Below are 25,482 nucleotides of genomic sequence, written 5' to 3' on the forward strand. Positions count from 1 at the left end.
CTCCGGTGGTCGCCGGTGAGTCGAAGCGCACCGAGAAATCGTCCCCGGCGCCCCACGGGCGCCGGGACCGCGTCTTTTCCGTTCAGGCAGAAGATCGGGCGCGGACTGATGTTCTTGGCGCTCGGCCTCGCCGCCGTGCAGCTTCTGTGGATACAGGTCATCGACGCACCGCAACTGTCCGCGGAGGCAGCGAACCAGCGCACGACCACCGAGGTGGATCCGGCGCTGCGCGGGTCGATCACCGACCGCAACTCCAATCCGATCGCCTTCACGATGGAAGCGAAGGCGCTGACATTCCAGCCCACGCGGGTGCGGAAGGAACTCGAGGAGGCAAAAGCCAAGAGCGACACCGCCCCCGACGTCGATGCGCGACTCGACGCGATCGCGAAGGAGATCCACGACCGGCTCGGCGACGCCGCACCGGAGAAGGATCTGAAGGAGAAGCTGCACGGCGACGAGACGTTCGTCTACCTGGCGCGCAGCGTCGACCCGAACATCGCCGCGCAGATCAGCGACAAGTTCCCGGAGGTCGGCCTCGAACGACAGGACATCCGCGAGTACCCGGGCGGGTCTCTCGCCGCCAACCTCGTCGGCGCCACCGGCTGGGACGGCCACGGACTGCTCGGCCTCGAGGATTCGCTCGACTCCACCCTCGCCGGTACCGACGGCTCCCAGACGTACGACAGGGGCTCCGACGGCGCGGTGATTCCCGGAAGCTGGCGCGACAAGCAACCGGCGGTGGACGGATCGAGCGTCGAACTCACCATCGACTCCGATCTGCAGTACTACGTCCAGCAGCAGGTGCAGATGGCCAAGGACAAGTCTGGAGCGAAGGACGCGTCGGCGGTCGTGCTCGACTCCCACACCGGTGAGGTGCTCGCGATGTCGAACGACAGCACGTTCAATCCGGCGATCGGGGTGGGCAACAACCCGCGGACGGTGGAGATGGGCAACCTGCCGGTGAGCACGCCGTTCGAGCCGGGATCGGTCAACAAGATCGTCACCGCGGCAGCCGCGATCGAGTACGGGCTGACCTCACCCGACGAGGTTCTCGAGGTTCCCGGGAGCATTCAGATGTCGGGTGTGTCCGTGAAGGACGCGTGGGATCACGGGGTGGCGCCGTACACGGCCACCGGGGTGTTCGGTAAGTCGTCGAACGTGGGCACCCTGATGCTCGCCCAGCGCGTGGGGGAGGACCGTTACGCGGACATGCTGTCCAGGTTCGGCCTGGGCCAGCGCACGGACGTCGGGCTTCCCGGAGAGAGCGCGGGCAGCGTCCCCAGCCGGGACCAGTGGTCGGGGGGCACGTTCGCGAACCTGCCGATCGGGCAGGGCCTGTCGATGACCCTGCTGCAGATGACCGGCATGTACCAGGCGATCGCCAACGACGGCGTCCGCATTCCGCCGCGCATCGTCAAGGCGACCGTCGACGCGTCCGGCAACCGGACCGAGACCGAGGCGCCCGAGGAGGTGACGGTCGTCAGCCCGCAGACCGCGACCACCGTGCGTGACATGTTCCGGTCGGTCACCCAGAACGACACGGGCAACCAGCGCGGCACCGGGGTGCAGGCCGCCGTCGACGGGTACCAGATCAGCGGCAAGACGGGCACCGCCCAGCAGGTCGATCCCGCGTGCAAGTGCTATTCGAACTCGAACTACTGGATCACGTTCGCCGGCATCGCCCCGGCCGACAATCCGCGGTACGTCGTCGGGATCATGCTCAACGCGCCGACACGCAGCGCGGACGGCTCCGGTGGGCAGTCCGCCGCCCCGCTGTTCCACAACATCGCGTCGTGGATGTTGCAGCGCGACAGCGTGCCGATGTCCCCGGACCCCGGACGCAGGCTGGTGCTGCAGGCCGATTGAGCGAAGGTCGGCCGAATCGGGTTCCGGGAGCGCTCGCGGTAATCTGACACGTCGGCCGTTCAGCGGACACGCGCATTTGCCGTGGATGCAGGGAACTGCCGAGGTAGCACGCTGTATCGATCCGTGCACTACGCCGTTGTCAGTGAGAGTCGACATCCGAGAGGAGCCCGGTGCCTGTTCCGTCCCGCCCGCAGTCGGCGTCAGTGGAGGTGAAGGTCACAGACGGTCTTCGCCCCACCCAGCCGGTCCGTACCACGGTGAGCGCTCTGGCCGCGCTCGCCGGAGCGAGGGTCGAGGCACCCACCGGCACCGCCGAGCACGTCATCGTCACCGGAGTGGATCTGCGCGCCCAGGGGATCGTGGAGGGTGATCTGTTCGCGGCCCTTCCGGGGGCCCGCGCACACGGCGCGGAATTCGCCGCCGCCGCTCTCGACCGTGGAGCGACCGCGATCCTCACCGACGAGGCAGGATTCGCGCTGGTGTCCGCGCTGGGCTCCGACGCCCCGGTGCTCGTCCACGACGACCCGCGCGGTGTGCTCGGTGAGCTGTCGGCCACCATCTACGGCCGGCCCTCGGAGAAGATGCAGGTCATCGGCATCACCGGGACGTCGGGGAAGACCACGACGTCGTATCTCGTCGAGGGCGCCCTCAACGCGGCCGGCCGGACGACCGGTCTCGTCGGCACCATCGAGACCCGGATGAGCGGCCGCCGGGTGCCGAGTGCCCTGACCACCCCCGAGGCGCCGCAACTCCACGCGCTGTTCGCCGTGATGCTCGAGCAGGGGATCGACACCGTCGTCATGGAAGTGTCCAGTCACGCGCTGTCTCTCGGCCGCGTCGACGGAGTCCGTTTCGACGTGGGCGCGTTCACGAACCTCTCCCAGGACCACCTGGACTTCCACCGCGACTTCGAGGACTACTTCGCCGCCAAGGCGCGACTCTTCGCGGCCGACTCGTCCGTGCACGCGCAGCACGCGGTCATCTGCGTCGACGACGTGTGGGGCCGGCGGATGGCCGAGGTCGCGCGCGGCGCTCATTCGATCGTGACGACGGTCGCGACCACGCCGGACGCCGACGGCGCGGTGTGGACGGCGGGCCCGGCGACGGTGTCACCCGCGGGCTCGCAGACGTTCGCGCTCACCACCGCCGAAGGCACGACGCTCGACGTGGAACTCCGGCTGCCGGGGCAGTACAACGTCGCGAACGCTTCTCTCGCCGTCGCGCTGTGCGCCGCGCTGGGCGTCGATCCGCGCGACGCCGTCGCGGGCATCGCCGGGGTCGACGTGCCGGGGCGGGTGCAGCGAATCGACCGGGGGCAGGACTTCCTCGCCGTCGTCGACTACGCGCACAAGCCGGCAGCGGTCGAGGCCGTGATCGCGACGCTGCGCGAGCAGGTGCGTGGCCGCGTCGCCGTCGTCGTGGGTGCCGGGGGTGATCGCGATGCGGGTAAGCGGCCCCTGATGGGCGCCGCGGCCGCGCGGGGAGCCGACCTGCTCGTCATCACGGACGACAACCCGCGCACCGAGGATCCGGAAGCGATCAGGGCCGCGATCCGTGAGGGCGCTCTCGCGGTGCCCGAATCCGAGCGGGGACAGGTGTGGGAAGTAGCGGACCGAGCGAAGGCGATCGCCGACGCCGTCGGCTGGGCGCAGGCAGGCGACGTGGTTCTGGTCGCAGGCAAGGGACACGAGATCGGTCAGGAGATACACGGGGTGAAGTACCCATTTGACGACCGCGACGTACTGGGCGACGCGATCGAGCGACAGGTCGGAGGAGCACGATGATCCCGATGACACTCGCTCGGATCGCCGAGATCGTGGGCGGCGAACTGCACGACGTCGCCGACCCGTCGGCCGAGGTGACGGGAACGGTCGAGTTCGACTCGCGCAAGGTCACCGGCGGCGGACTGTTTCTCGCCCTGCCCGGCGCCCGCGTCGACGGACACGATCACGCGGCAGCGGCAGTCGAGGCCGGCGCGGTCGCAGTGCTGGCCGCGCGTCCGGTCGGGGTACCCGCCGTCGTCGTCACCCCGACTCCCGGCGCCGGTCCGAGCAAGGCGATGGCGCTCGAACACGACACGGACGGATCGGGCGCCGCCGTGCTCGCGGCACTCGCGAAGCTCGCGCGCGCGTCCGTCGACGACCTCACCGCGAAGGGCCTCACCGTCGTCGGCGTCACCGGATCGGCGGGCAAGACGTCGACGAAGGATCTGCTCGCCGCGGTCCTGCGCCCGCTCGGTCCCGTCGTCGCGCCGCCCGGATCGTTCAACAACGAACTCGGCCACCCGTGGACCGCGCTGCGCGCGGACGCAGACACGGGATTCCTGGTTCTGGAGATGTCGGCCCGCGACCGCGGCCACATCGCGTCCCTCGCCGCGATCGCGCCTCCGAAGATCGGGGTGGTCCTCAACGTGGGCACGGCGCACCTCGGCGAGTTCGGGTCGCGCGACGCGATCGCCGCCGCCAAGGGCGAACTCCCGGAGTCGCTGCCCTCGGCGGAAGACGGTGGCGTCGCCATCCTCAACGCGGACGATCCGCTGGTGGTGGCGATGGCCCCGCGCACGTCGGCGCGGGTGGTGCTCGTCGGCCGGTCGGAGTCCGCGCACGTGCGGGCCACCGACATCGTGCTCGACGAGAGGGCAAGGGCGCGTTTCACTCTCACGACGGCAGCGGGCAGCGTCCCCGTCGAACTCGCCGTGCACGGTGAGCACCAGGTCGGCAACGCACTCGCTGCAGCGGCGGTAGCGCTCGAATGCGGTGCGGACCTCGGCCGGATCGCGCAGGCGCTCTCCGGCGCCGCCGCCGTCTCGGGGCGCCGGATGGACGTCCGCGACCGGCCGGACGGTGTGACCGTCGTCAACGATTCGTACAACGCGAACCCCGACTCGATGCGGGCCGCCCTCAAAGCTCTGGTCTCGATGGCCAGGTCGGGCCGGGAATCGGCGCGCCGGAGTTGGGCGGTGCTCGGAGAGATGGCCGAACTGGGTCCAGAATCAGTGGTCGAACACGACGCCATCGGCAGATTCGCGGTCCGGCTCGATGTCACCAGGCTGATCGTCGTCGGAACCGGCAGGCCCGCCCGTGCCATGCACCAGGGTGCGGTCATGGAGGGTTCGTGGGGTGAGGAGTCGATCCTCGTCCCCGACATCGCCGGTGCGGTCGCACTGCTCGAGAAGGAACTGGCGCCGGGCGATCTGGTGTTGGTCAAGGCGTCGCAGTCCATCGGATTGTGGGAGGTCGCGGACACGGTGTTGGCGGGAAGCACGGGACAGAAGGGTTCGGAGGCTACGCGGTGAGACAGATCCTCTTCGCGGCGGGCATCGCGCTCGCCGTCTCGATTCTGCTGACCCCCGTCCTCATCAAGGCCTTCTCCCGTCAGGGGTTCGGCCAGGAGATCCGCGTCGAAGGTCCGGCGAGTCACCAGTCGAAGCGCGGCACCCCGACGATGGGCGGCGTCGCCATCCTCGCCGGACTGTGGGCCGGTTACTGGGGCTCGCACCTGATCGGCATCGGGTACGACGCGGACGGGCCGTCGGCGTCGGGACTCCTCGTGCTCGGTCTCACGACGGCGCTCGGCGGTGTCGGGTTCCTCGACGACTTCATCAAGATCCGCAAGCAGCGCAACCTCGGACTGAACAAGACGGCGAAGCTCGTCGGGCAGCTCATCGCGGCGGTGGCGTTCGGAATCCTCGCGCTGCAGTTCCGGGGCGCGAACGACCTCACCCCGGGCAGCGAGCACCTCTCGTACGTCCGTGACATCGCGACGGTCACCATGGGCTCCGTCGTGTTCGTCGCCTTCTGCTACCTGCTGGTGAGCGCGTGGTCGAACGCGGTCAACCTCACCGACGGCCTCGACGGCCTCGCCGCCGGTTCCATGAGCCTGGTGCTCGGTGCATACGTGATCATCACGTTCTGGCAGTACCGCAACGCGTGCGAGACGAGCCCCGGCAAGGGTTGCTACGACGTCCGCGATCCGCTCGACCTGGCCCTGATCTGCGCGGCCGGCGCCGGTGCGTGCATCGGATTCCTGTGGTGGAACGCGGCGCCCGCGAAGATCTTCATGGGCGACACCGGTTCGCTGGCACTCGGCGGCATGCTCGCCGGACTGTCGATCACGACACGCACCGAACTGCTGATGGTCGTGATCGGCGCGCTGTTCGTCGCCGAGGCGGCGTCGGTGGTGATCCAGGTCGCGGTGTTCCGGTCGAGCCGAAGACGCGTGTTCCGGATGGCGCCGTTCCACCACCACTTCGAACTCGCCGGGTGGGCGGAAACCACGGTCATCATCCGTTTCTGGTTGCTGGCCGCCATCGCCTCCGCGATCGGCCTCGCGCTGTTCTACAGCGAGTACCTGGCAGCGATCGGGGGCTGACGCCATGACGGAGGAACACGGCGGGCTCGACTGGTTGCGGGGCCACAGTGTCCTCGTCGCCGGTGCGGGTGTCTCGGGCCGCGCCACCATCGACCCTCTCCGTGACCTCGGAGCGCACGTCACCGTCACCGACTCGAACGTCGACGCGCTCGCCGAATGTGCGCGGCTCGGGGCGGCGACCGTCCCGATCGACGATCTGCTCGCCGAACGGGAGAAGGTCGCCGAGTTCGCGCTGGTCGTGACAAGCCCGGGGTTCCGCCCGGACGCACCGCTGCTGTCGGTCGCCGCCGGCGACGGGGTGCCGATCTGGGGCGACATCGAATTCTCCTGGCACGTGGACCGGGCCGGGCTCTACGGTCCGCCGCGGCGATGGCTGGTGGTCACCGGGACCAACGGCAAGACCACGACGACCTCGATGCTGCAGTCCGTTCTCGAGGCGGCCGGGTTGCCGAGCCTGGCCTGCGGCAACATCGGGCTGCCGGTGCTCGACGCGCTGCGGCGGACCGAACCGCGGGCGGACGTGCTGGCGGTCGAACTGTCGTCGTTCCAGCTGCACTGGGCGCCGTCGATCCGGCCCACCGCGGGCGCGATCCTCAACATCGCCGAGGATCACCTGGACTGGCACGGCGGCATGCAGCCGTACATCGACGCGAAGGCCCGCGCCCTGACCGGTGAGGTCGCGGTGCTCGGCCTCGACGACGAAGTCGCGTCCTCACTCTTCTCCTCGTCCCTCGCTGCGCGCACCCTGGGTTTCCGGCTGGGAGTGCCCGCGGAGGGCGAACTGGGCGTCGAGGACGGGCATCTCGTCGACCGCGCGTTCGCGGACGGCGAGCGGCTGGCCCCGGCCGACGGGATCACCCCGCCCGGGCCCGCCGGACTGATGGATGCGCTGGCCGCGGCGGCTCTCGCCCGGGCGATCGGGGTCCCGCCTGCCGCTGTCGCAGCAGGCCTGGCCGCCCACGTCGTCGGACCGCACCGGGCGGCGCGCGTCGCCGAGGTCGGGGGCGTGACGTTCGTCGACGACTCCAAGGCGACCAACCCGCACGCCGCCCGCCCGTCGATACTCGCCCACGACCGGGTGGTGTGGATCGCCGGCGGTCTGCTGAAGGGTGCGCGGGTCGACGACCTCGTCCGTGAGGTGTCCGGCCGCCTCGCGGGCGCCGTCCTGCTGGGCCGCGATGCGAGGCAGATCGCAGAGTCGCTTGCGCGACACGCCCCCGAGGTTCCCGTGGTCACCGTCGAAACGGGAGACGATGCAGGTGTGAGTGCAGTCCCGCAGACCGCGACGCACCGGGTGGTGCTGCCGGCGGACACCGACAGCGACGCCGTGATGGGTGTCGTCGTGCGTGAGGCGGCTGCGCTGGCAACGGCAGGCGATGCCGTGGTTCTGGCGCCCGCGGCGGCGTCGCTCGACATGTTCGACAGTTACGGTCACCGGGGGCGCAGCTTCGCGGACGCCGTCGGCAGGCTCGGCGACTCGGACATCTCCAGGACGCTGCGATGACCTCCGCCGGAGCCCGCACCCGCCGCGTCCCCGAAGGACAGCGGTCCCCGGCCCGCACCGCCACCGCACCCGGGGTCGCCAAGCGCGCACCGTCGAGTCCCCGCACGCGGACGACCCCTCCCCGCGGTCCGCGCACCCGGATCGGGGCGTGGCTGTCGCGGCCGCTGGCATCGTTCCACCTGGTGGTGACCATCGCGTTTCTGCTGACGGTCCTCGGCCTGGTGATGGTGCTGTCGTCCTCGAGCGTCGAGGCCTACGCCTCCGACGGCTCCGCCTACACCCTCTTCACCCGGCAGGCGCTGTTCGCGGCTCTCGGACTCGGTCTGTTCTATGCGGCGCTGCAGATCCCCGTCCGGGTGATGCGCGCACTGTCGTTCCCGGCGTTCGCGGTCACGATCATCCTGCTGGTCCTGGTCTTGATACCGGGCATCGGCACCGTGTCCCAGGGCACCCGTGGCTGGTTCGTGGTCGCCGGATTCTCGTTGCAGCCCGCCGAGCTGACCAAGATTGCACTGGCGGTGTGGGGCGCGCACATCCTGGCGTCGCGGCGCAGCGACATCTCGAGTATCCGGGACATGCTGGTGCCGCTGGTGCCTGCCGCGCTCGTCGCGTTCGTCCTGATCATCCTGCAGCCGGACCTCGGGACGACGGTCTCGCTGGCAATCATCCTGATGGCGCTGCTGTGGTTCGCGGGTCTGCCGCTGAAGCTGTTCGTCGCCATTCTCGGCACCGGCCTGGGCGGAATCGTGATCCTCGCGCTCACCGCCGGCTACCGCTCCGCCCGCGTGCGTGAGTTCCTCAATCCCGGTTCCGACCCGCAGGGCATCGGATACCAGTCGCGGCAGGCGATGTACTCGCTCGCGGACGGCGGGATCCTCGGACGCGGACTCGGGCAGAGCCGCGCGAAATGGAGTTACCTGCCGAACGCGCACAACGACTTCATCTTCGCGATCATCGGCGAGGAACTCGGATATCTCGGCGGCGCCGCCGTCCTCGGCCTGTTCGGACTGTTCGTCTACACGGGCCTGCGCATCGCCGCCCGATCCGCCGACCCGTTCCTGCGGCTGCTCACCGGAACCGCGACGGTGTGGATCACCGGGCAGGCGTTCATCAACGTGGGATACGTGATCGGGCTGCTCCCCGTCACCGGTCTGCAGTTGCCGCTGGTGTCGGCGGGCGGCACGTCGACGGCCACCACATTGTTCATGTTCGGTCTCGTCGCCAACGCGGCGCGGCACGAACCGGAGGCGGTCGCCGCGCTGCACTCCGGGCAGGACGGCCCGTTCGGCCGTCTGCTGAGGCTCCGCAAACCGGAGGCGTATTCACCGGTGCGTGCGGACGCGGCGCGCGCGGAGGCGGTGCGGCGGGCCGAGGCGCGTCGCCGGGCCGGTCGCGAGATGGCCCCGCGGACCCGCAGCATCACATACGAGAAAGGCCGCCCCGAACGCGGCAAGGGCCGCACCCCCGAACGCGGTGCACGTCAACAGCGAAGCTCGGGTGGCCGAGCAGGAGAGCGAGGATTTCGTAGGTGAACGGCGACAAGTCCACCCTGTCGGTGATCGTGGCCGGCGGTGGTACCGCCGGGCACATCGAACCGGCCCTGGCCGTGGCCGACGCGATCAAGGCGATCGACGACACCGCGGTGGTGACCGCTCTCGGCACGGCGCGTGGCCTCGAAACCACGCTGGTTCCCGAGCGCGGCTACCCCCTGGAGCTCGTTCCGCCGGTGCCGCTGCCCCGTAAACCCACCCTCGACCTGCTGCGGCTGCCCGGGCGCGTGCGCGCGTCGGTGCGCCGCACCCGCGCGGTGCTCGACGCGACCGGTGCCGACGTCGTCGTCGGTTTCGGCGGGTACGTCGCGCTGCCCGCATACCTCGCGGCAGGCCCCGGCCTGCTCCGCCGCCGGCGCCGCATTCCGATCGTCGTGCACGAGGCGAACGCCAGCGCCGGGATCGCGAACAAGATCGGCGCCCGCCGCGCCGCCCGCGTCCTGGCCGCGGTCGCCGGTTCCGGCGTGTCGGCACGGGGGCGCTCCGACGCCGAGATCCTCGGTATCCCGGTGCGGGCGTCGATCACCGGTCTCGACCGGGCGGCGTTGCGCGCGGAGGCGCGAGCACACTTCGGCCTCCCCGCCGACGGCCCGGTGCTGCTCGTGTTCGGCGGTTCGCAGGGCGCGCGGTCGCTGAACGAGGCCGTGTCGGGTGCGGCGGAGTCCCTCGCGGCGGCCGGGGTGGCTGTACTGCACGCGCACGGACCGAAGAACACCCTCGACGTTCCGGCGACCCCGGGCGGCCCGCCGTACGTGGCGGTTCCCTACCTGTCGAGGATGGACCTCGCGTATTCGGCGGCGGACGCCGTGATCTGCCGGTCCGGGGCGATGACGGTGGCGGAAGTGTCGGCGGTGGGCCTTCCCGCGGTGTACGTGCCGCTGCCACACGGCAACGGTGAGCAGGAACTGAACGCGCGGCCGGTCGTGGCCGCCGGAGGTGGAATGATTGTGGCCGACGGAGACCTGTCCGCCGGATTCGTCGCGGAGACCGTGATCCCCCTGCTGCGCGACCCCGCACAGCTCGAGGACATGGGGCGACGCGCGGCCGGCGCGGGTCACCGCAGCGCAGCCGCCGAGGTTGCGCGCATCGTGATCGACGTGGCCGCGCAGACGAGGGGAACCCGATGACCGACCTGCCCGCGCAGTTGGAACGTGTCCACATGGTCGGGATCGGCGGCGCCGGAATGTCCGGAATCGCTCGGATCCTGCTGGCCAGAGGCGGACAGGTGTCCGGTTCGGACGCCAAGGAGAGCCGCGGCGTCCTCGCGTTGCGTGCCCGCGGCGCGCAGGTCCGCATCGGCCACGACGCCTCCGCACTCGACCTGCTGCCCGGCGGCCCGACCGTCGTGGTCACCACCCACGCCGCCATCCCCAAGGACAACCCGGAACTCGTGGAGGCGGCCCGGCGCGGGATTCCCGTGATCCTGCGGCCTGCCGTGCTGGCCTCGCTGATGCAGGGGCACCGCACCCTGCTGGTGTCGGGCACTCACGGCAAGACGTCGACGACGTCGATGCTGGTGGTGGCGCTGCAGCACTGTGGGTTCGATCCGTCGTTCGCGGTCGGCGGCGAACTGAACGAGGCCGGCACCAACGCCCACCACGGCAGCGGCGACGTGTTCGTCGCCGAAGCTGACGAGAGTGACGGTTCGCTGCTCCAATACGACCCGAACGTCGTCGTGGTCACCAACGTCGAGGCCGACCACCTCGACTACTTCGGCAGCCCCGAGGCGTACATCCAGGTGTTCGACGATTTCGCGGCCCGGCTGTCGCACGGCGGGCTGCTCGTCGCCTGTCTCGACGACCCGGGGTCGGCGGCGCTCGCGCAGCGGGTGGCGGCGCGGGGACTGCCCGGGGTGCGGGTGCTCGGCTACGGCAGCGCCGCGGACGCGGACGGGGCATTCGCTCCGAGCGACGGTGTGCAGGTCGGTGCGCGGCTGCTGAGTTTCGAGGCCAGGGACGTCGGCGGGGTATTGCAGTTCCAGCTGGCCGAGGAGCAGGCGCCGAGAACGATCCGGATGAATGTGCCCGGCAGGCACATGGCACTCAACGCGCTCGCCGCGCTCCTCGCCGCCCGGGAGGCGGGCGCCGACGTGGACGAGATCCTCGAGGGCATCGCCGGTTTCGGAGGAGTGCACCGCCGGTTCCAGTTCACCGGCCGCGAGCACGGGGTGCGCGTGTTCGACGACTACGCGCACCACCCGACCGAGGTGCGGGCCGTGCTCGGCGCCGCCGCCGATCTGGTGCGCCAGCCCCACGAGGCCGACCGCCGCGAATCCGAGGACTCGGTGCGCAGCGGCAACGTCATCGTGGTCTTCCAGCCGCACCTGTATTCCCGCACAGCAACATTCGCCGAGGAATTCGGGCACGCACTGGACCTCGCCGACGAGGTCGTGGTGCTCGATGTGTACGGCGCGCGGGAAGAACCGCTCCCGGGCGTCAGCGGCGCCTTGGTCGCGCTGTCGGTGTCGAAGCCGGTGCACTACCAGCCGGACCTGTCGCAGGCGCCGCGTCAGGTCGCGGCACTCGCGTCCCCCGGTGACGTGGTGATCACCATGGGTGCCGGCGACGTGACGATGCTCGGGAACCAGATCCTCGACGCTCTGCGTGCGGCCCCGCACCACCACCCGTCGCGATGACACGGGAGCGCCGCGGCCGGTCCGAGCGGCCGGACCGCCCCGTCCGCCGCGACGCCGAGCGCAGTCCGCGACCCGGCGCACGCGCGGCGGCGGGCGACCGGACGTCCTCGCGCAGGCGCGGCTCGACCGTCACCGACCCCGGCACGCGGCGCACGCGCGAATCGGCTTCGGCGGCACGGAAGTCCGCGGTGGTGGAGACGCCGCGCCGTCCGTGGTACCGGCGGCCCGCCGTGATGGGTGTCGTCGGTGTCGTCGTGGTGGTGGCGCTCGGTCTCGTCGCGTGGTTCACGCCGCTGCTGTCGGTGCGTCAGACGGACGTCGCGGGGGCGACGTCGATTTCCGAGGAGCAGATCCGCCAGACGCTGGCGGTGCCGCAGGGACAGCCGCTGCTCCGCGTCGACACGGAGGGCGCGGCCCTGCGGGTCGCCGCGATCCCGAAGGTGGCGTCCGCCCGGGTGCAGCGGGTGTATCCGTCCACCATCCGCGTGACGGTAACCGAGCGGGTGCCCGTCGTGTTCGTCGACAGCCCCGGTGGCACCCACCTCCTCGACGCGGAGGCCGTGGATTACGAGATCGCGCCGCCGCCGCCCGGGGTGCCGCGTCTGGTGACGGAGAAGCCGGGGTGGGGCGACCCGTCGACGGAGGCGGCGATCGAGGTGCTGGAGTCGATGCCGCCCCAGCTGCGCGGTCAGGTGGGACAGGTTGCCGCGAAGTCGATTTCGGATATCGCGGTGACGCTGCTCGACGGCCGGATCGTGGTGTGGGGTGGCACGGAGAAGTCCGAGCGCAAGGCTGCGGTCACCCTGCCGCTGCTCACGCAGCCCGGGCAGACGTACGACGTGTCGAGTCCGGACCTGCCGACGGTGCGGTGAGGGGTCGTGACCCGGATGCGAAACAGTTGCGGGCGAGTTCGTCAAATAACTCGGCGCGTCTCGGCGCGCCTAATGGCGTATCCGTATGACGGTGCATAGCGTTTCGCTCTAGTCGAGCACCACTTGACATAACCGTAACCCTATGGTTGAGGTTGAGGGTTCAGGCTGGGCTGATCTGTACGAAAGCGTGATACACACTCATGGAAGGCGAGAGCCGATGACGCCCCCGCACAACTACCTCGCCGTAATAAAGGTCGTCGGCATCGGCGGCGGCGGCGTGAACGCAGTCAACCGGATGATCGAGCAGGGACTCAAGGGAGTCGAGTTCATTGCCGTCAACACCGACGCGCAAGCACTGCTGATGAGTGACGCCGACGTCAAGCTCGACGTCGGCCGGGAACTCACCCGCGGGCTCGGCGCCGGCGCGGATCCCGAAGTCGGCCGCAAGGCCGCAGAAGACCACAAGGACGAGATCGAGGAAGTCCTCAAGGGCGCCGACATGGTGTTCGTGACCGCAGGCGAGGGCGGCGGCACCGGCACCGGTGGCGCACCGGTCGTGGCGAGTATCGCGCGCAAGCTCGGGGCCCTCACCGTCGGCGTCGTCACCCGGCCCTTCTCTTTCGAGGGCAAGCGCCGCGGAGGCCAGGCCGACACCGGCATCCAGTCGCTGCGCGAATCGTGCGACACCCTCATCGTGATCCCCAACGACCGCCTCCTGCAGCTCGGCGACGCCGCGGTCAGCCTCATGGACGCGTTCCGCAGCGCCGACGAGGTCCTGCTCAACGGTGTTCAGGGCATCACCGACCTCATCACCACCCCCGGACTGATCAACGTCGACTTCGCCGACGTCAAGGGCGTCATGTCCGGCGCGGGTAGCGCGCTGATGGGCATCGGGTCCTCGCGCGGCGAGGGCAGGGCCATCAAGGCCGCGGAATCGGCGATCAACTCCCCGCTGCTCGAGGCGTCGATGGAGGGTGCGCGCGGCGTGCTGCTCTCGATCGCCGGTGGCAGCGACCTCGGCCTGTTCGAGATCAACGAGGCTGCGTCGCTGGTGCAGGAAGCCGCCCACATCGACGCCAACATCATCTTCGGCACCGTGATCGACGATTCGCTCGGCGACGAGGTGCGGGTCACCGTCATCGCCGCCGGGTTCGACGGCGGCACCCCCACCCGCAGGCCGGTCGAGTCGGGTGCTGCCGGGCGCAGCGCCATCGGCGCCGGGAGGGCGGGCGAGGTCGGGCAGTCCGCCGAGCAGCAGGGCAGTGAACCGATGTCGGTAACCCGCGAGACGATCAGCTCGCACCAGAGCCCGAGCAGTCTGCCGCCGCTTCCCGGAAACGGGCAGTCCCGCGCGGTGCCGGTGTCCGACGAGGAGGGTGAAGACGAAGTCGACGTGCCCTCCTTCATGCGTCGTTGAGTTCGCCGACCGCCCCCGAGTTCAGGGTTCGCCGGGTCGTCACCACCCGCGCCGGAGGACACTCCGTCGCACCGTACGACACGTTCAACCTCGGTGATCACGTCGGCGACGATCCGGCTGCGGTGGAGGCGAACCGGCGCCGGCTCGCAAGCGAGATCGGCGTGCCGTTCGACCACCTCGTGTGGATGGAGCAGATCCACAGCCGCAACGTGACCGTCGTCGACGGGCCCACCGACACGGCGGTGCCCGCGACGGACGCGCTGGTGACGACGGTGCGGGGGCTCGCGCTCGCGACCCTCAGCGCCGACTGCGTCCCGGTGCTGCTCTCCGACGACGAGGCCGGGGTGATCGCCGCCGTCCACGCCGGGCGGATCGGCGCCCGGATCGGCATCGTTCCGCGGGTGCTCGACGTCATGGTCGAGCAGGGAGCGCGGATCGACCGGATCGGCGCGTTTTTGGGTCCGGCGGCGAGCGGCAGGCAGTACGAAGTGCCCGCGGCGATGCAGGCGGACGTCGAGAAATTCCTTCCCGGCAGTGCCGTCCGCACCGTCAAGGGGACCCCCGGTCTGGATCTGCGGGCGGGCCTGCGGAAGCAACTGCTCGACGCGGGTGTCGCCGGAGTGGCGGAGGATCCGCGCTGCACCATCGAGGACCAGACGCTGTTCAGTCATCGCCGCCAGGCCCCGACCGGTCGGCTCGCGGCGGTGATCTGGATGGATACTGGGCAGGACAGCGAGTGAACGATCGCCGGTTTCGACTGGCGGCGACGGCGAGGGATTCGGGTGTGGGAGTGGACACGATGAGCAGGGTCGGGGACATCGAGGCTGCGCTCGGTGCCGTGCGCGCACGGCTCGACGCGGCGTGCCGGGACGCCGGTCGCGATCCCGCGGAGGTCTCGCTGCTGCCCGTCACCAAGTTCTTCCCCGAATCGGATGCGCGGATCCTGTACGACCTCGGCTGCCGGGAATTCGGGGAGTCGCGCGAGCAGGAGGCCACCGCCAAGATCGCGGAGTTCCGCACGGCGGTGCCGGACCCGTCGGTGCGGTGGCACATGATCGGGCACCTGCAGCGCAACAAGGCGAAGGCCGTCGCGCACTGGGCGTACGCCATCCACTCGGTGGACAGCGAACGGCTCGTCGGCGCCCTCGGCCGCGCGGCGGCCACCGCACTGGAGGCGGGGGAGCGGCCCGCGCCGCTGCGGGTGCTGCTGCAGGTCAGTCTGGACGGCGACCCGCAGCGCGGCGGCGCCGCGATCGGCGACCTCGATCGTCTTGCCGCGCAGGTGCAATCGTCGCCGGGACTCGAGTACCGCGGGCTGATGGCGGTTCCGCCGATCGAGGCCGACCCGGACGCGGCCTTCGAGGAACTGCACAACATACACGCGCGGCTGCAGCGCGACCATCCGGATGCGACGGAACTCTCGGCAGGCATGACGAATGATCTCGAGCACGCCGTCCGACACGGGTCCACCTGCGTGCGTGTCGGAACCGCGCTGTTGGGTGCGAGGCCTATAACCTCGAAATAGATCGCCCAGGTGATCGCCAACCCGTCCACACCGCTGCGACCGGTCGCAGTTGGATCCTGTCCGCCGCGCCAAGGAAGGTCGATCAATGAGCAGTCTGCACAAGTTCAAGGCTTACTTCGGCATGGTTCCCCTCGACGACTACGAGGACGAGTACCTGGACGAGCCGGAACCTGCGCGCAGGCCCGCTCGACCGGCGCGTGACAGTGGACGCGACCCCTACCTCGACCGTGACGACCGTGACTTCGCGGAGCCGGCCTTCAGCAAGGCCGCCTACGCGCCCGGCCGCCGGGACGACCTCGACGACGACTTCGACCGGTACGAGGGCCCCCGGCACTCGTCCCGGGTGGAACCGGTGGCCGTCCGGTCGGCCCGTCCCAGCGCGAGCGGTGCTGTGCGCGGCAGCACCCGCGGCGCGCTCGCCGTCGACACGCGATCCGACCGGGTCGAGAGCCGTCGCGGACCCCTCTTCGACGAAGGTGGACCCCTGTCCAAGATCACCACGCTCCGCCCCCGCGACTACGGGGAGGCCCGCACCATCGGCGAGCGGTTCCGGGACGGTACCCCCGTAATCATGGACCTGGTCGAGATGAGCAACGCCGACGCCAAGCGCCTCGTGGATTTCGCCGCCGGGCTGGCGTTCGCGCTGCGCGGGTCGTTCGACAAGGTGGCCACGAAGGTGTTCTTGCTCTCACCCGCAGACATCGACGTGTCCGCCGAGGAACGCCGCCGCATCGCGGAAACCGGCTTCTACAGCCAGAAGTAGGCCGGGGAGCGGGGGAAACGACCATCGGGATCCGAACGTCCGACACGACGCGAGCCGCGACGGCTGTGGCGCAGAACGCCCTGGCCACGCGGCTCGTTTTGATCGGCCGGACATTCTCAGGCAGAGTGAAGGTGTGGCCTTGTTCTCGGTGATCTACTTGATACTGTTTGTCTTTTGGCTGCTACTCATCGGCAGAATCATTGTCGAGTTCGTACGGACCTTCGCACGAGACTGGCGGCCAACCGGCGTCGTGGTCGTCATTCTCGAAGCGATTTTTACGGTCACCGATCCACCGGTCAAACTGCTCCGGCGGTTGATCCCCCCGATCAATCTCGGTGGGGTGCGGTTGGATCTATCCATCATGGTCTTGCTGTTCATCGTCTTCATCCTGATGTCGATCGTTCAGGGACAAGCGCGTGCCACGGGAGTGGTGTGACAGAATGGACCCCATTGATCCAGTCTTGTTTCACCGTTACGTAGACTGCGCTGTAACTGAATGCTTGCTAGACCGCCAAATGACGCGTGAAGGGATCCTTCCATGCCGCTGACTCCCGCTGATGTGCACAATGTCGCGTTCAGCAAGCCACCGATCGGTAAGCGGGGCTACAACGAAGACGAAGTCGATGCGTTTCTCGACCTCGTCGAGCAAGAGTTGTCGCGCCTGATCGAGGAGAACGCCGACCTTCGGCAGCGAGTAGGGGAGCTCGACAAGGAGCTCGCCGATGCGAAGAAGGCTCCCCGCTCCGCGTCCGCAGCACCGACTCCGGCCCCCAAGGCGGAGCCCGCTCGCGTCGCCGAGCAGCCCAAGGCTCCGGCGCCCGCTCCGGCTCCGGCCGCCGCGGCTGCCGCCGCTCCCGCCCAGGGCGCCGACGCTCACATGCAGGCCGCCAAGGTCCTGGGTCTCGCCCAGGAGATGGCAGACCGGCTCACGAGCGACGCGAAGACCGAATCCGAGCAGCTGCTCGGCAACGCGCGCACCAACTCGGAGCAGCTGGTCAGCGACGCGCGGACCCGTTCCGAGACGATGATCTCGGACGCCCGCCAGAAGTCGGAAGCACTGATCACCGACGCTCAGACCCGTTCCGAGACCCAGCTGCGCCAGGCCAAGGAGAAGGCCGACGCGCTGCAGGCGGACGCGGAGAAGAAGCACACCGAGATCATGGCGACGATCAACCAGCAGCGTTCGGTGCTGGAAGGCCGGATCGAGCAGCTGAAGACGTTCGAGCGCGAATACCGTGTGCGCCTGAAGTCGTACCTGGAATCGCAGCTCGAGGAGCTGGAGCAGCGGGGATCCGCGGTTCCGGTGGACGGCGGTCAGGATTCGTTCGCGCAGGGTGGATCGCAGTCCAATTACAGCCAGTCCTACGCCAAGGGCAATAGCTGACTGAGCGCGCGGTAGTTGCCCAGCCAGCGGCCCGGATAGAGGTTGAGCCGTGCTGGTCGTGACACTCGCTCTTGCAGCGGTGGGGTTCGCTCTCCTGGTGGTGGCTCTCATGACCGGTTCGGTCGTGTGGGCCTGGGGATGCATCGTGGTGTGCGTCGCCGGGGCGGTCCTGCTGCTCGTCAGCGCCCTCGCGGGTAAGAAGGCCGCGGTCGTCCCGGGGCAACCCGCGAGCGGCGTCTCCGGTGAACGCGGTCCGGCGGCGGATACCGACACGACGTCCGGGTCGGACGAGACCGACTGAGCTGCCGTCCGGCGGTGGCGGCTAGACTGCATTCAGCGAATAATTCACATGCACCGAGTTTCGCGGCGACGATCCGGCCATCACCGGGGAGCCTTCGGAAGAACGGCCGGCACGCTGGCTCAGTAGAACCGAACGGGTGGGCCCGTCACAGCCCGGCACCGAGAGGCGCCCTCCGGGGCGCAAGCGGGGTGGTACCGCGGTGGTGACGCAGGAGGCGTCCCCGTCGTCCCCGTGCCGAGTACGTCAGGCACGAGGAGATCGCGGTGACCGACACCAGCAACGTGACCAGCAGCAACGAGTCGTACCCCAAGGTCGACTACGGCGTCTCCCAGGACGCCGGCGTCCGGTTCCCCCAGATCGAGCAGCGGGTGCTCGCCGGCTGGGACGAGGACGACACCTTCCGCGCCTCGGTCGCCCAGCGCGGCGACGCCCCCGAGTTCGTGTTCTACGACGGTCCGCCGTTCGCGAACGGTCTCCCGCACTACGGCCACCTCCTCACGGGGTACGTCAAGGACCTGGTGCCGCGGTTCCAGACCATGCGCGGCAAGAAGGTCGAGCGACGTTTCGGCTGGGACTGTCACGGGCTGCCCGCCGAACTGGAGGCGGAGAAGCAACTCGGCATCAAGGACAAGTCCGAGATCGACGTCATGGGTCTCGAGAAGTTCAACGAGTACTGCAAGTCGTCGGTGCTGCGCTACACGGACGAGTGGCGCGACTACGTCACCCGTCAGGCCCGGTGGGTCGACTTCGACAATGACTACAAGACCCTGGACCTCGACTTCATGGAGTCGGTCATGTGGGCGTTCAAGGAACTGTTCGACAAGGGCCTGATCTACCAGGGCTTCCGCGTGCTGCCGTACAGCTGGTACGAGCAGACGCCGCTGTCGAACCAGGAGACGCGGCTCGACGACGCCTACAAGATGCGCCAGGATCCCGCCGTCACGGTCGACATGCCGCTGCGCGGTGAGGGCCCGCTCGACGGCGCCAACGCCGTCATCTGGACCACCACGCCGTGGACACTGCCGTCCAACCTCGCCGTCGCGGTGCACCCGGACATCGACTACGTGCAGGTCGCGGGCGGTGACGGGAAGCGGTACGTACTCGCGAAGGACCGGCTGGGGCACTATGCCCGCGAACTCGGCGAGGCGCCCGAGGTACTGTCCGAGCACAAGGGTGCCGAGCTCGTCGGGCTCAGCTACGACCCGCCGTTCGACTTCTTCGCCGGCCACGCCAACGCGCACGTGGTGCTGTCCGCCGACTACGTGACCACCGAGTCCGGTACCGGAATCGTCCACATGGCACCGGCTTTCGGTGAGGAGGACTACGACTACTGCGTCCGCAACGGCATCGAACTGGTGCAGCCGCTCGACCCGGGCGGCAAGTTCACGGCGATGGTGCCGCCGTACGAGGGTCTCCTGGTGTTCGACGCGAACCCGGTGATCATCAAGGACCTCAAGGCTGCTGGAAAGTTGCTGCGGCACGAGACGATCGAGCACTCGTACCCGCACAGCTGGCGCAGCGGACAGCCGCTGATCTACATGGCGGTTCCGTCGTGGTTCGTCGCGGTCACCAAGTTCCGCGACCGCATGGTGGAGCTGAACCAGGACATCACCTGGGTGCCCGAGCACATCCGCGACGGTCAGTTCGGCAAGTGGCTCGAGGGTGCCCGCGACTGGAACATCAGCCGCAACCGGTACTGGGGCAGCCCGATTCCGGTGTGGGTGTCCGACGACCCGGCGTACCCGCGCACGGACGTGTACGGCTCCCTCGACGAACTCGAGCGTGACTTCGGGGTGCGGCCGACGGATCTGCACCGCCCGATGATCGACGACCTGGTGCGCCCGAACCCGGACGACCCGACCGGGAAGTCGATGATGCGGCGCGTGCCGGAGGTCCTGGACTGCTGGTTCGAGTCCGGGTCGATGCCGTACGCGCAGGTGCACTACCCGTTCGAGAACCGGGAATGGTTCATCGGGGCGAGCGGAGCGACGGGGGATGACACTGCTCACTTCCCGGGCGATTTCATCGTCGAGTACAACGGGCAGACGCGCGGCTGGTTCTACACGCTGCACGTACTGGCGACGGCGCTGTTCGATCGTCCCGCGTTCAAGACCGTTGCGGCCCACGGCATCGTCCTGGGCGAGGACGGCCTGAAGATGAGCAAGTCCAAGGGCAACTACCCGGACGTGAAGGAGGTGTTCGAGCGCGACGGCTCCGATGCCATGCGCTGGTTCCTCATGTCGTCGCCGATCCTGCGCGGCGGAAACCTCGTCGTCACCGAGCAGGGCATCCGCGAGGGTGTCCGGCAGGCGCTGCTGCCGCTGTGGAACGCGTGGAGCTTCCTGCAGTTGTACGCGCCGACGTCCGGTGAGTGGCGCACGGATTCGACGAACGTCCTGGACCGGTACATCCTCGCGAAGCTGGCAGGCACCCGGGACGTCATCACCGGCGCGCTCGAGACGAACGACATCGCCGGGGCGTGCGACGAACTGCGCACGTTCTGCGACGCGTTGACGAACTGGTATGTGCGGCGGTCGCGTTCGCGCTTCTGGGACGAGGACAAGGACGCTGTCGACACCCTGCACACCGTGCTCGAGGTGGTCACCCGGCTCGCCGCTCCGCTGCTGCCGCTGATCAGCGAGGTGATCTGGCGGGGACTGACCGGCGGACGGTCCGTGCACCTCGCGGACTGGCCGGCCCAGGGTGAGCTGCCCGCGGATGTGGAGCTGGTGTCGGCGATGGACGAGGTCCGGTCGGTGTGCTCGACGGTGCTGGGTCTGCGCAAGGCGCAGAATCTGCGGGTGCGGCTGCCGCTGCCCGAGGTGACGGTCGCGTCCGAGGACGCGGAGCGGCTGCGCCCGTACCTCGGTCTCATCGCCGACGAGGTCAACGTCAAGAAGGTCGACCTCACCACCGACGTGGACGTGCACGGCCGCTTCGAGCTCGTCGTCAACGCGCGTGCCGCGGGGCCGCGGCTGGGCAAGGACGTGCAGACCGTCATCAAGGCCGTGAAGTCCGGTGACTGGTCGGAGAATTCGGACGGCGTCGTCGTCGCGGCCGGGATCGAGTTGCTGCCGGAGGAGTACACGCAGCGGCTCGTCGCCGCCGAACCGGAGTCGACGGCGGCCCTGCCCGACGGTGCCGGTCTGGTGGTCCTGGACTCGGCGGTCACCGAGGAACTGGAAGCCGAGGGCTGGGCGAAGGACCGGATCCGCGAGTTGCAGGACGCGCGCCGCGCGGCCGGGCTCGAGGTGTCCGATCGGATCACCGTCGTCCTCGACGTGCCCGCGGAACGGCGGGACTGGGCGCTCGCACACCGGGAACTGATCGCGGGCGAGATCCTCGCCGTCGAGCTGGAACTGGCCGAGGCGCCGGGTGGCGCCGTCGAACTCGGCGAGGGTGTGCGGGCGGCGATCACGAAGGCGTGACCTGTCGGACCGGGCGGGTATTTTGCACCAGGTGAGTCGTCGGTGGGTGCTGCACCTCGACATGGATGCGTTCTTCGCGTCCGTCGAGCAGCTCACCCGGCCGACGCTCCGTGGCCGCCCGGTTCTCGTCGGTGGTCTCGGTGGACGCGGGGTCGTCGCCGGGGCCAGCTACGAGGCCCGGGTGTTCGGCGCGCGGTCGGCCATGCCCATGCATCAGGCCCGGAGACTGGTGGGCCCGGGCGCGGTAGTGCTGCCGCCGCGGGGCCGGCTGTACGGCATGCTGAGCAAGTCCGTGTTCGACGCGCTCCGCGGGCCGATGCCGGTGCTCGAGCAACTGTCGATGGACGAGGCGTTCGGCGAACCCACCGAACTGGCCGGAGCGGATGCGGCCGCGGTGGGGCGCTATTGCGAGGGTCTGCGGGCCCTGGTCCTCGAGCAGACGGGGCTCGTCGCGTCGATCGGGGCCGGGTCGGGGAAACAGGTGGCCAAGATCGCGTCCGGTCTCGCCAAACCCGACGGGATCACGGTGATTTCACCGGACGAGCAGCACGCGGTGCTGGACGAGCTCCCGGTGCGGAAGCTGTGGGGCATAGGCCCGGTCGCGGAGGAGAAACTGAAGCGGCTCGGCATCGAGACCATCGGCGGTTTCGCGCGGACCCCCGAATCGGAGGTCGCGTCGATTCTGGGCACCACGATCGGACCGGGCCTGCACCGGTTGGCGCAGGGCATCGACAACCGGCCGGTCGCCGAGCGCGCCGAGTCCAAACAGGTCAGTGCGGAGACGACTTTCGCCACCGACATCGTCACGATGGCGGAGTTGCGGGGCGCTGTCGAGTCGAGCGCGGCGTCCGCGTTCGTGCGCCTGCAGAAGGACGGCCGGGCCGCGCGCACGGTGGTGCTGAAGCTGAAGAAGGCGGACATGAGCATCGTGACGCGCTCGGTCACGCTGCCCTACGCGACACTCGATCGTCAGATCCTCGTCGCTGCCGCGCAGCGGCAGGTGATCGACCCGATCGAACTCGGCCCGGTGCGTCTGGTCGGGGTGGGGTACGCCGGACTGTCGACGGTGCGCCAGGGCTCGCTGTTCCCCGAACTGGACCTGGACGTCCCTGGCTACCAGGAGTCGAAGATCACGGAGGCGGCCGGTGACGACGGCCTCTCCACGCCCGTCCCCGTGCCCGCCCGGGCGATCGACACCCGGTGGCATCCCGGGCTCGACGTGACGCACCCGGACTTCGGCCACGGCTGGGTGCAGGGTGCCGGGCACGGTGTCGTGACCGTCCGATTCGAAACGCGCACAACGGGTCCGGGGAAGGCCCGCACCTTCAAGGAGGACGACGGGCACCTCGAACCGGCCGATGTGGAAGGCTCGCTCGCGTGACCGGACCCGCCGCCCGGAGGAGGGAGTGGAGACCGGCTCCACGAGAAGGTAGCCTCGGGCGCTGATGCCTACCCTTGGGTAATGTCGCCCGGGTAGCGAACGAGCTCAGATCGTCCGAGAACGAACACCGAGAATGAAGAGGTTATTGAGTTGAAGCTTCGTAAGATCACGGTTGCCGGAGTAGCAATCGCCGCAGCCCTCACGATGTCCGCGTGTGGCTCCGACGACGGCGACACGGCGGCCAAGACCACGACGACGACTTCCGCAGCTGCCGAGACCTCGGAAGCCATCGAGGTGCCCACCGCGGCCGATCTCAACGCGCTTCTGGTGCAGGGCCTCGACCCGGCGACGCCGCTCGAGGTCAAGTCCGCGATGGTCGAGGGCTCGGAGCAGGATCCGGAGCTCATCAACCAGGTCGCCGCGGCCGCCAAGGCGAACAACGCCGAGGTCACCGTTCTCGACCCGGTCATCGACAACGGTGACGGCACCGCCAGCGGCCAGCTGCAGCTGACCGTCAACGGCCAGGTCCAGCAGGGTGGCGTTCCGGCCATCTTCGTTCCCGGCGAGAACGGAACGTGGAAGCTGTCGAAGATCACCGCATGCCAGATCGTGTCGCTCGCGCAGCTGACCTCGCCTGCATGCCCTGCCTGATTCCAGGCCGAACCGTGCGGTCCTGACGGATCGCCGCGTTTCCACACCGATGCCGGTGTCCCCTCGGGGACGCCGGCATCGGTCGTCTCTGGGGGCCGGTTCAGCCGGCGGGTGCGGGCGCGAGCTTCGCCACGGCGGTGCTCGTCAGGTCGGTCAAGACGCCGGCGTCGATCGGATCCTGTCCCGTCGCGACCAGTTGAGTGACGGTGCTGCCGACGACGGCCACCACCACGTCCGAGACGAGACTGACGCCCTCGCTGGTGGTGACGAGCCGGAACGCCGTCGACGCGTCGCCCGCGGGCTGTTGCTCGCGGCCCCCGATCCGGTACTGCACCTGCACGCCGTCGGCGTCCGTGCCGGTGTACTCGGTGCAACCGGCCAGCCGCTCCTGCACCGCGGCGAAGGCCTGGGACGCGTCGGCGCCGGTGGTGTAGCTCGCCGCATCCTGGTCGATGGTCGCGAAGCCCGGGCCGGTGAACCACCCGGACGCCGACGCCGCCGCTCCCGCGCGCTGGTCCGCGACCGGTGACAGCACCGCGCCGCAATCCGTGGGATCCGTGCTCGACTTGTCGGAGTCCGCCGACTCCGATGCCGGCGGCAGCCCCAGATCGTCCTCGGGATCCGGGACGGGCGTGAATCCGACGGGCAGGTCGCCGACGTCGAGGAGCGCTGCCTTCAGCGATGCCGGATCGGCGAACGGTGCGCCCGCCGCGTCCGGCGCGGCGGTCACCACCGGACCGAGCGGCTGCAGCGACTCGGCGTCGCCCGCGTCGCCGGACGCGTTCGACGAGCACGCCGACAGCACGAGCACGGCCAGCAGGGAACAGGAGGCGGCGACGGGTCCGCGGCGCATCAGGAACCCCACCGGACCGAGTTCGACGTGGTCTGGTGCAGGCGGGTGGCGCCGTCGGGGTCGCTGTACTGCTGGTCGCCGCCCACGGTCACGGTCCCGGACACCGGCAGCGGCAGGCCGAGGTCGACGGTCATGGTGCCCGACCCCTGCATCACGTACTGGTCGACGTTCAGGGTGCCTGCCTCTCCGGGCAGCTCCCACACGGGGGACTTCGGCTTCTGGTCGATCGTGTAGTCGACGGTGAGGCGGTTGCCGTCCCGCGCGGTCAGCGTGGCCACGGTCGTCTGGTCGAGGGCGATGCCGCTCATCACCTGCTGGCGGATCGTCCACCGGGCGCCCACGCCGATCGGTTCCGCCGGAAACGGGACCGTGCGGTATACGGCCTGGTAGAAGGCCTGCTCGATCGCGGAGCGGGCGATGTCCTGGGCTTCGGCGTCCGGTCGCAGTCGCAGCGCCGTGATCGCTCCGGTGGGATCGACGGTGAAACCGGCGCCGGAACCGGCACTGGCTTCGAGCGCGCTGCCGAGACGGTCGTCGGGGCTGGTGACGTCGCCGAGCGTGAGGTCGACGGTGGTGCCGCCGTCCGCGTCGTCGGTCGCCCTGCCGACGGCGGCGGTGAGGGGGAGCGTCACCTGGGGGGAGGAGAAATCCTGGGCGGGCTGGTCGTCGATCTGCTGGAACACCTGCGCGTCCGTGGTCAGCTGGACGTCCTGCGTGACCCCTGCCGGCGGCCTGCGCGAGATCACCTCCCGCGGTTCCTCGCCGGGCTGGATCAGTTCGACGGTGGTGGCGGAGATCGGAACGGTCACTTCGGCGGGAGTGGACGTGGACCCTGCGGGGGTCGACTCCGAGGAGTCGCCGTCACCTCCGCACCCGGCGGTCAGAGCGACCAGGGAGAGGGTTGCGGCGAGTAGGCAGAATCCGGGTCGCAGAGCTTTCGAGAACAGTGGCACGCCCCCAGGCTAGTGCGCGCGGGAGCGC

21 protein-coding genes are annotated in these 25,482 nt (G+C 69.6%); 19 read left to right on the top strand and 2 right to left on the bottom strand.

Translation table 11 applies throughout. The features are described from left to right. Positions 1-15: 15 nt before the first annotated feature. From ACFU5V_RS32260 to ACFU5V_RS32350, 19 genes are all read left to right on the top strand, one after another. On the top strand, positions 16-1,866 hold the full coding sequence (locus tag ACFU5V_RS32260; protein ID WP_378704146.1) for a peptidoglycan D,D-transpeptidase FtsI family protein: 1,851 nt from the start codon (positions 16-18) through the stop codon (positions 1,864-1,866). Positions 1,867-2,036: 170 nt separating this feature from the next. Then, entirely contained in the window at positions 2,037-3,650 is a 1,614-nt protein-coding gene (locus ACFU5V_RS32265; RefSeq protein WP_378433778.1) for a UDP-N-acetylmuramoyl-L-alanyl-D-glutamate--2,6-diaminopimelate ligase, read from the top strand. Beyond that, positions 3,647-5,161: a UDP-N-acetylmuramoyl-tripeptide--D-alanyl-D-alanine ligase gene (gene murF / locus ACFU5V_RS32270; RefSeq protein ID WP_378433777.1), complete on the top strand. Its 1,515-nt coding sequence runs from the start codon at positions 3,647-3,649 to the stop codon at positions 5,159-5,161. The genes ACFU5V_RS32265 and murF overlap by 4 nt, the downstream gene beginning before the upstream one ends. Beyond that, on the top strand, positions 5,158-6,237 hold the full coding sequence (gene mraY / locus ACFU5V_RS32275) for a phospho-N-acetylmuramoyl-pentapeptide-transferase (RefSeq protein ID WP_012688061.1): 1,080 nt from the start codon (positions 5,158-5,160) through the stop codon (positions 6,235-6,237). Before murF ends, mraY begins: the two co-directional genes overlap by 4 nt. Before the next feature lie 4 nt (positions 6,238-6,241). After that, the gene (gene murD / locus ACFU5V_RS32280; protein ID WP_378704026.1) at positions 6,242-7,741 is read left to right on the top strand and encodes a UDP-N-acetylmuramoyl-L-alanine--D-glutamate ligase; all 1,500 of its coding nucleotides are present in this window, start codon (positions 6,242-6,244) and stop codon (positions 7,739-7,741) included. Further along, positions 7,738-9,273, top strand: a complete 1,536-nt coding sequence (gene ftsW, locus ACFU5V_RS32285) for a putative lipid II flippase FtsW (RefSeq protein WP_378704027.1) — start codon at positions 7,738-7,740, stop codon at positions 9,271-9,273. Before murD ends, ftsW begins: the two co-directional genes overlap by 4 nt. Next, on the top strand, positions 9,270-10,418 hold the full coding sequence (murG, locus tag ACFU5V_RS32290; RefSeq protein WP_378433774.1) for an undecaprenyldiphospho-muramoylpentapeptide beta-N-acetylglucosaminyltransferase: 1,149 nt from the start codon (positions 9,270-9,272) through the stop codon (positions 10,416-10,418). The genes ftsW and murG overlap by 4 nt, the downstream gene beginning before the upstream one ends. Beyond that, positions 10,415-11,926: a UDP-N-acetylmuramate--L-alanine ligase gene (gene murC, locus ACFU5V_RS32295; RefSeq protein ID WP_378704030.1), complete on the top strand. Its 1,512-nt coding sequence runs from the start codon at positions 10,415-10,417 to the stop codon at positions 11,924-11,926. The genes murG and murC overlap by 4 nt, the downstream gene beginning before the upstream one ends. Then, positions 11,923-12,798: a cell division protein FtsQ/DivIB gene (locus tag ACFU5V_RS32300; protein ID WP_378704031.1), complete on the top strand. Its 876-nt coding sequence runs from the start codon at positions 11,923-11,925 to the stop codon at positions 12,796-12,798. Before murC ends, ACFU5V_RS32300 begins: the two co-directional genes overlap by 4 nt. Before the next feature lie 217 nt (positions 12,799-13,015). Continuing rightward, positions 13,016-14,215 (top strand): cell division protein FtsZ, encoded by a 1,200-nt coding sequence (gene ftsZ, locus ACFU5V_RS32305; protein WP_378433771.1) that lies wholly within the window; start codon positions 13,016-13,018, stop codon positions 14,213-14,215. Then, positions 14,212-14,955 carry a peptidoglycan editing factor PgeF gene (pgeF, locus tag ACFU5V_RS32310; RefSeq protein ID WP_378704032.1) on the top strand — a complete coding sequence of 248 codons (744 nt, stop codon included), beginning with the start codon at positions 14,212-14,214 and terminating at the stop codon, positions 14,953-14,955. Before ftsZ ends, pgeF begins: the two co-directional genes overlap by 4 nt. 50 nt (positions 14,956-15,005) lie before the next feature. After that, on the top strand, positions 15,006-15,740 hold the full coding sequence (locus ACFU5V_RS32315) for a YggS family pyridoxal phosphate-dependent enzyme (RefSeq protein ID WP_378704148.1): 735 nt from the start codon (positions 15,006-15,008) through the stop codon (positions 15,738-15,740). An 85-nt stretch (positions 15,741-15,825) separates the two neighbouring features. Further along, the gene (locus ACFU5V_RS32320; RefSeq protein ID WP_378433769.1) at positions 15,826-16,503 is read left to right on the top strand and encodes a cell division protein SepF; all 678 of its coding nucleotides are present in this window, start codon (positions 15,826-15,828) and stop codon (positions 16,501-16,503) included. Positions 16,504-16,636: 133 nt separating this feature from the next. Continuing rightward, entirely contained in the window at positions 16,637-16,939 is a 303-nt protein-coding gene (locus ACFU5V_RS32325) for a YggT family protein (RefSeq protein WP_012688051.1), read from the top strand. Positions 16,940-17,041: 102 nt separating this feature from the next. After that, complete coding sequence (locus ACFU5V_RS32330; RefSeq protein WP_378704033.1) at positions 17,042-17,887, top strand: DivIVA domain-containing protein; 846 nt, start codon at positions 17,042-17,044, stop codon at positions 17,885-17,887. Between the two features lie 49 nt (positions 17,888-17,936). Next, positions 17,937-18,188 (top strand): hypothetical protein, encoded by a 252-nt coding sequence (locus ACFU5V_RS32335; RefSeq protein WP_378433767.1) that lies wholly within the window; start codon positions 17,937-17,939, stop codon positions 18,186-18,188. Between the two features lie 263 nt (positions 18,189-18,451). Next, complete coding sequence (ileS, locus tag ACFU5V_RS32340; protein ID WP_378433766.1) at positions 18,452-21,616, top strand: isoleucine--tRNA ligase; 3,165 nt, start codon at positions 18,452-18,454, stop codon at positions 21,614-21,616. Positions 21,617-21,662: 46 nt separating this feature from the next. Further along, complete coding sequence (locus tag ACFU5V_RS32345) at positions 21,663-22,997, top strand: DNA polymerase IV (RefSeq protein ID WP_378704150.1); 1,335 nt, start codon at positions 21,663-21,665, stop codon at positions 22,995-22,997. Between the two features lie 150 nt (positions 22,998-23,147). Next, positions 23,148-23,648, top strand: a complete 501-nt coding sequence (locus ACFU5V_RS32350; RefSeq protein WP_378433765.1) for a hypothetical protein — start codon at positions 23,148-23,150, stop codon at positions 23,646-23,648. 100 nt (positions 23,649-23,748) lie between these two features. Here ACFU5V_RS32350 and ACFU5V_RS32355 read toward each other — a convergent pair whose 3' ends face one another. Together ACFU5V_RS32355 and ACFU5V_RS32360 are read right to left on the bottom strand one after the other, a co-directional pair. After that, on the bottom strand, positions 23,749-24,501 hold the full coding sequence (locus ACFU5V_RS32355; RefSeq protein ID WP_378704035.1) for a sensor domain-containing protein: 753 nt from the start codon (positions 24,499-24,501) through the stop codon (positions 23,749-23,751). After that, positions 24,501-25,454 (bottom strand): hypothetical protein, encoded by a 954-nt coding sequence (locus tag ACFU5V_RS32360; RefSeq protein ID WP_378436568.1) that lies wholly within the window; start codon positions 25,452-25,454, stop codon positions 24,501-24,503. The genes ACFU5V_RS32355 and ACFU5V_RS32360 overlap by 1 nt, the downstream gene beginning before the upstream one ends. Positions 25,455-25,482: the final 28 nt, after the last annotated feature.

Origin of the sequence: Rhodococcus sp. NPDC057529, from assembly GCF_042802055.1 — a bacterium.
Classification (GTDB): Bacteria; Actinomycetota; Actinomycetes; order Mycobacteriales; family Mycobacteriaceae; genus Rhodococcus_F.

Bases quoted from the DNA above. Each gene is read 5' to 3' on its own strand.
- murC (WP_378704030.1), top strand. From the start codon at position 10,415: ATGACCGACCTGCCCGCGCAGTTGGAACGTGTCCACATGGTCGGGATC.
- ACFU5V_RS32320 (WP_378433769.1), top strand. From the start codon at position 15,826: ATGAGCAGTCTGCACAAGTTCAAGGCTTACTTCGGCATGGTTCCCCTC.
- ftsW (WP_378704027.1), top strand. From the start codon at position 7,738: ATGACCTCCGCCGGAGCCCGCACCCGCCGCGTCCCCGAAGGACAGCGG.
- ACFU5V_RS32330 (WP_378704033.1), top strand. From the start codon at position 17,042: ATGCCGCTGACTCCCGCTGATGTGCACAATGTCGCGTTCAGCAAGCCA.
- ACFU5V_RS32355 (WP_378704035.1), bottom strand. From the start codon at position 24,501: ATGCGCCGCGGACCCGTCGCCGCCTCCTGTTCCCTGCTGGCCGTGCTC.
- murF (WP_378433777.1), top strand. From the start codon at position 3,647: ATGATCCCGATGACACTCGCTCGGATCGCCGAGATCGTGGGCGGCGAA.
- ACFU5V_RS32300 (WP_378704031.1), top strand. From the start codon at position 11,923: ATGACACGGGAGCGCCGCGGCCGGTCCGAGCGGCCGGACCGCCCCGTC.
- murD (WP_378704026.1), top strand. From the start codon at position 6,242: ATGACGGAGGAACACGGCGGGCTCGACTGGTTGCGGGGCCACAGTGTC.
- ftsZ (WP_378433771.1), top strand. From the start codon at position 13,016: ATGACGCCCCCGCACAACTACCTCGCCGTAATAAAGGTCGTCGGCATC.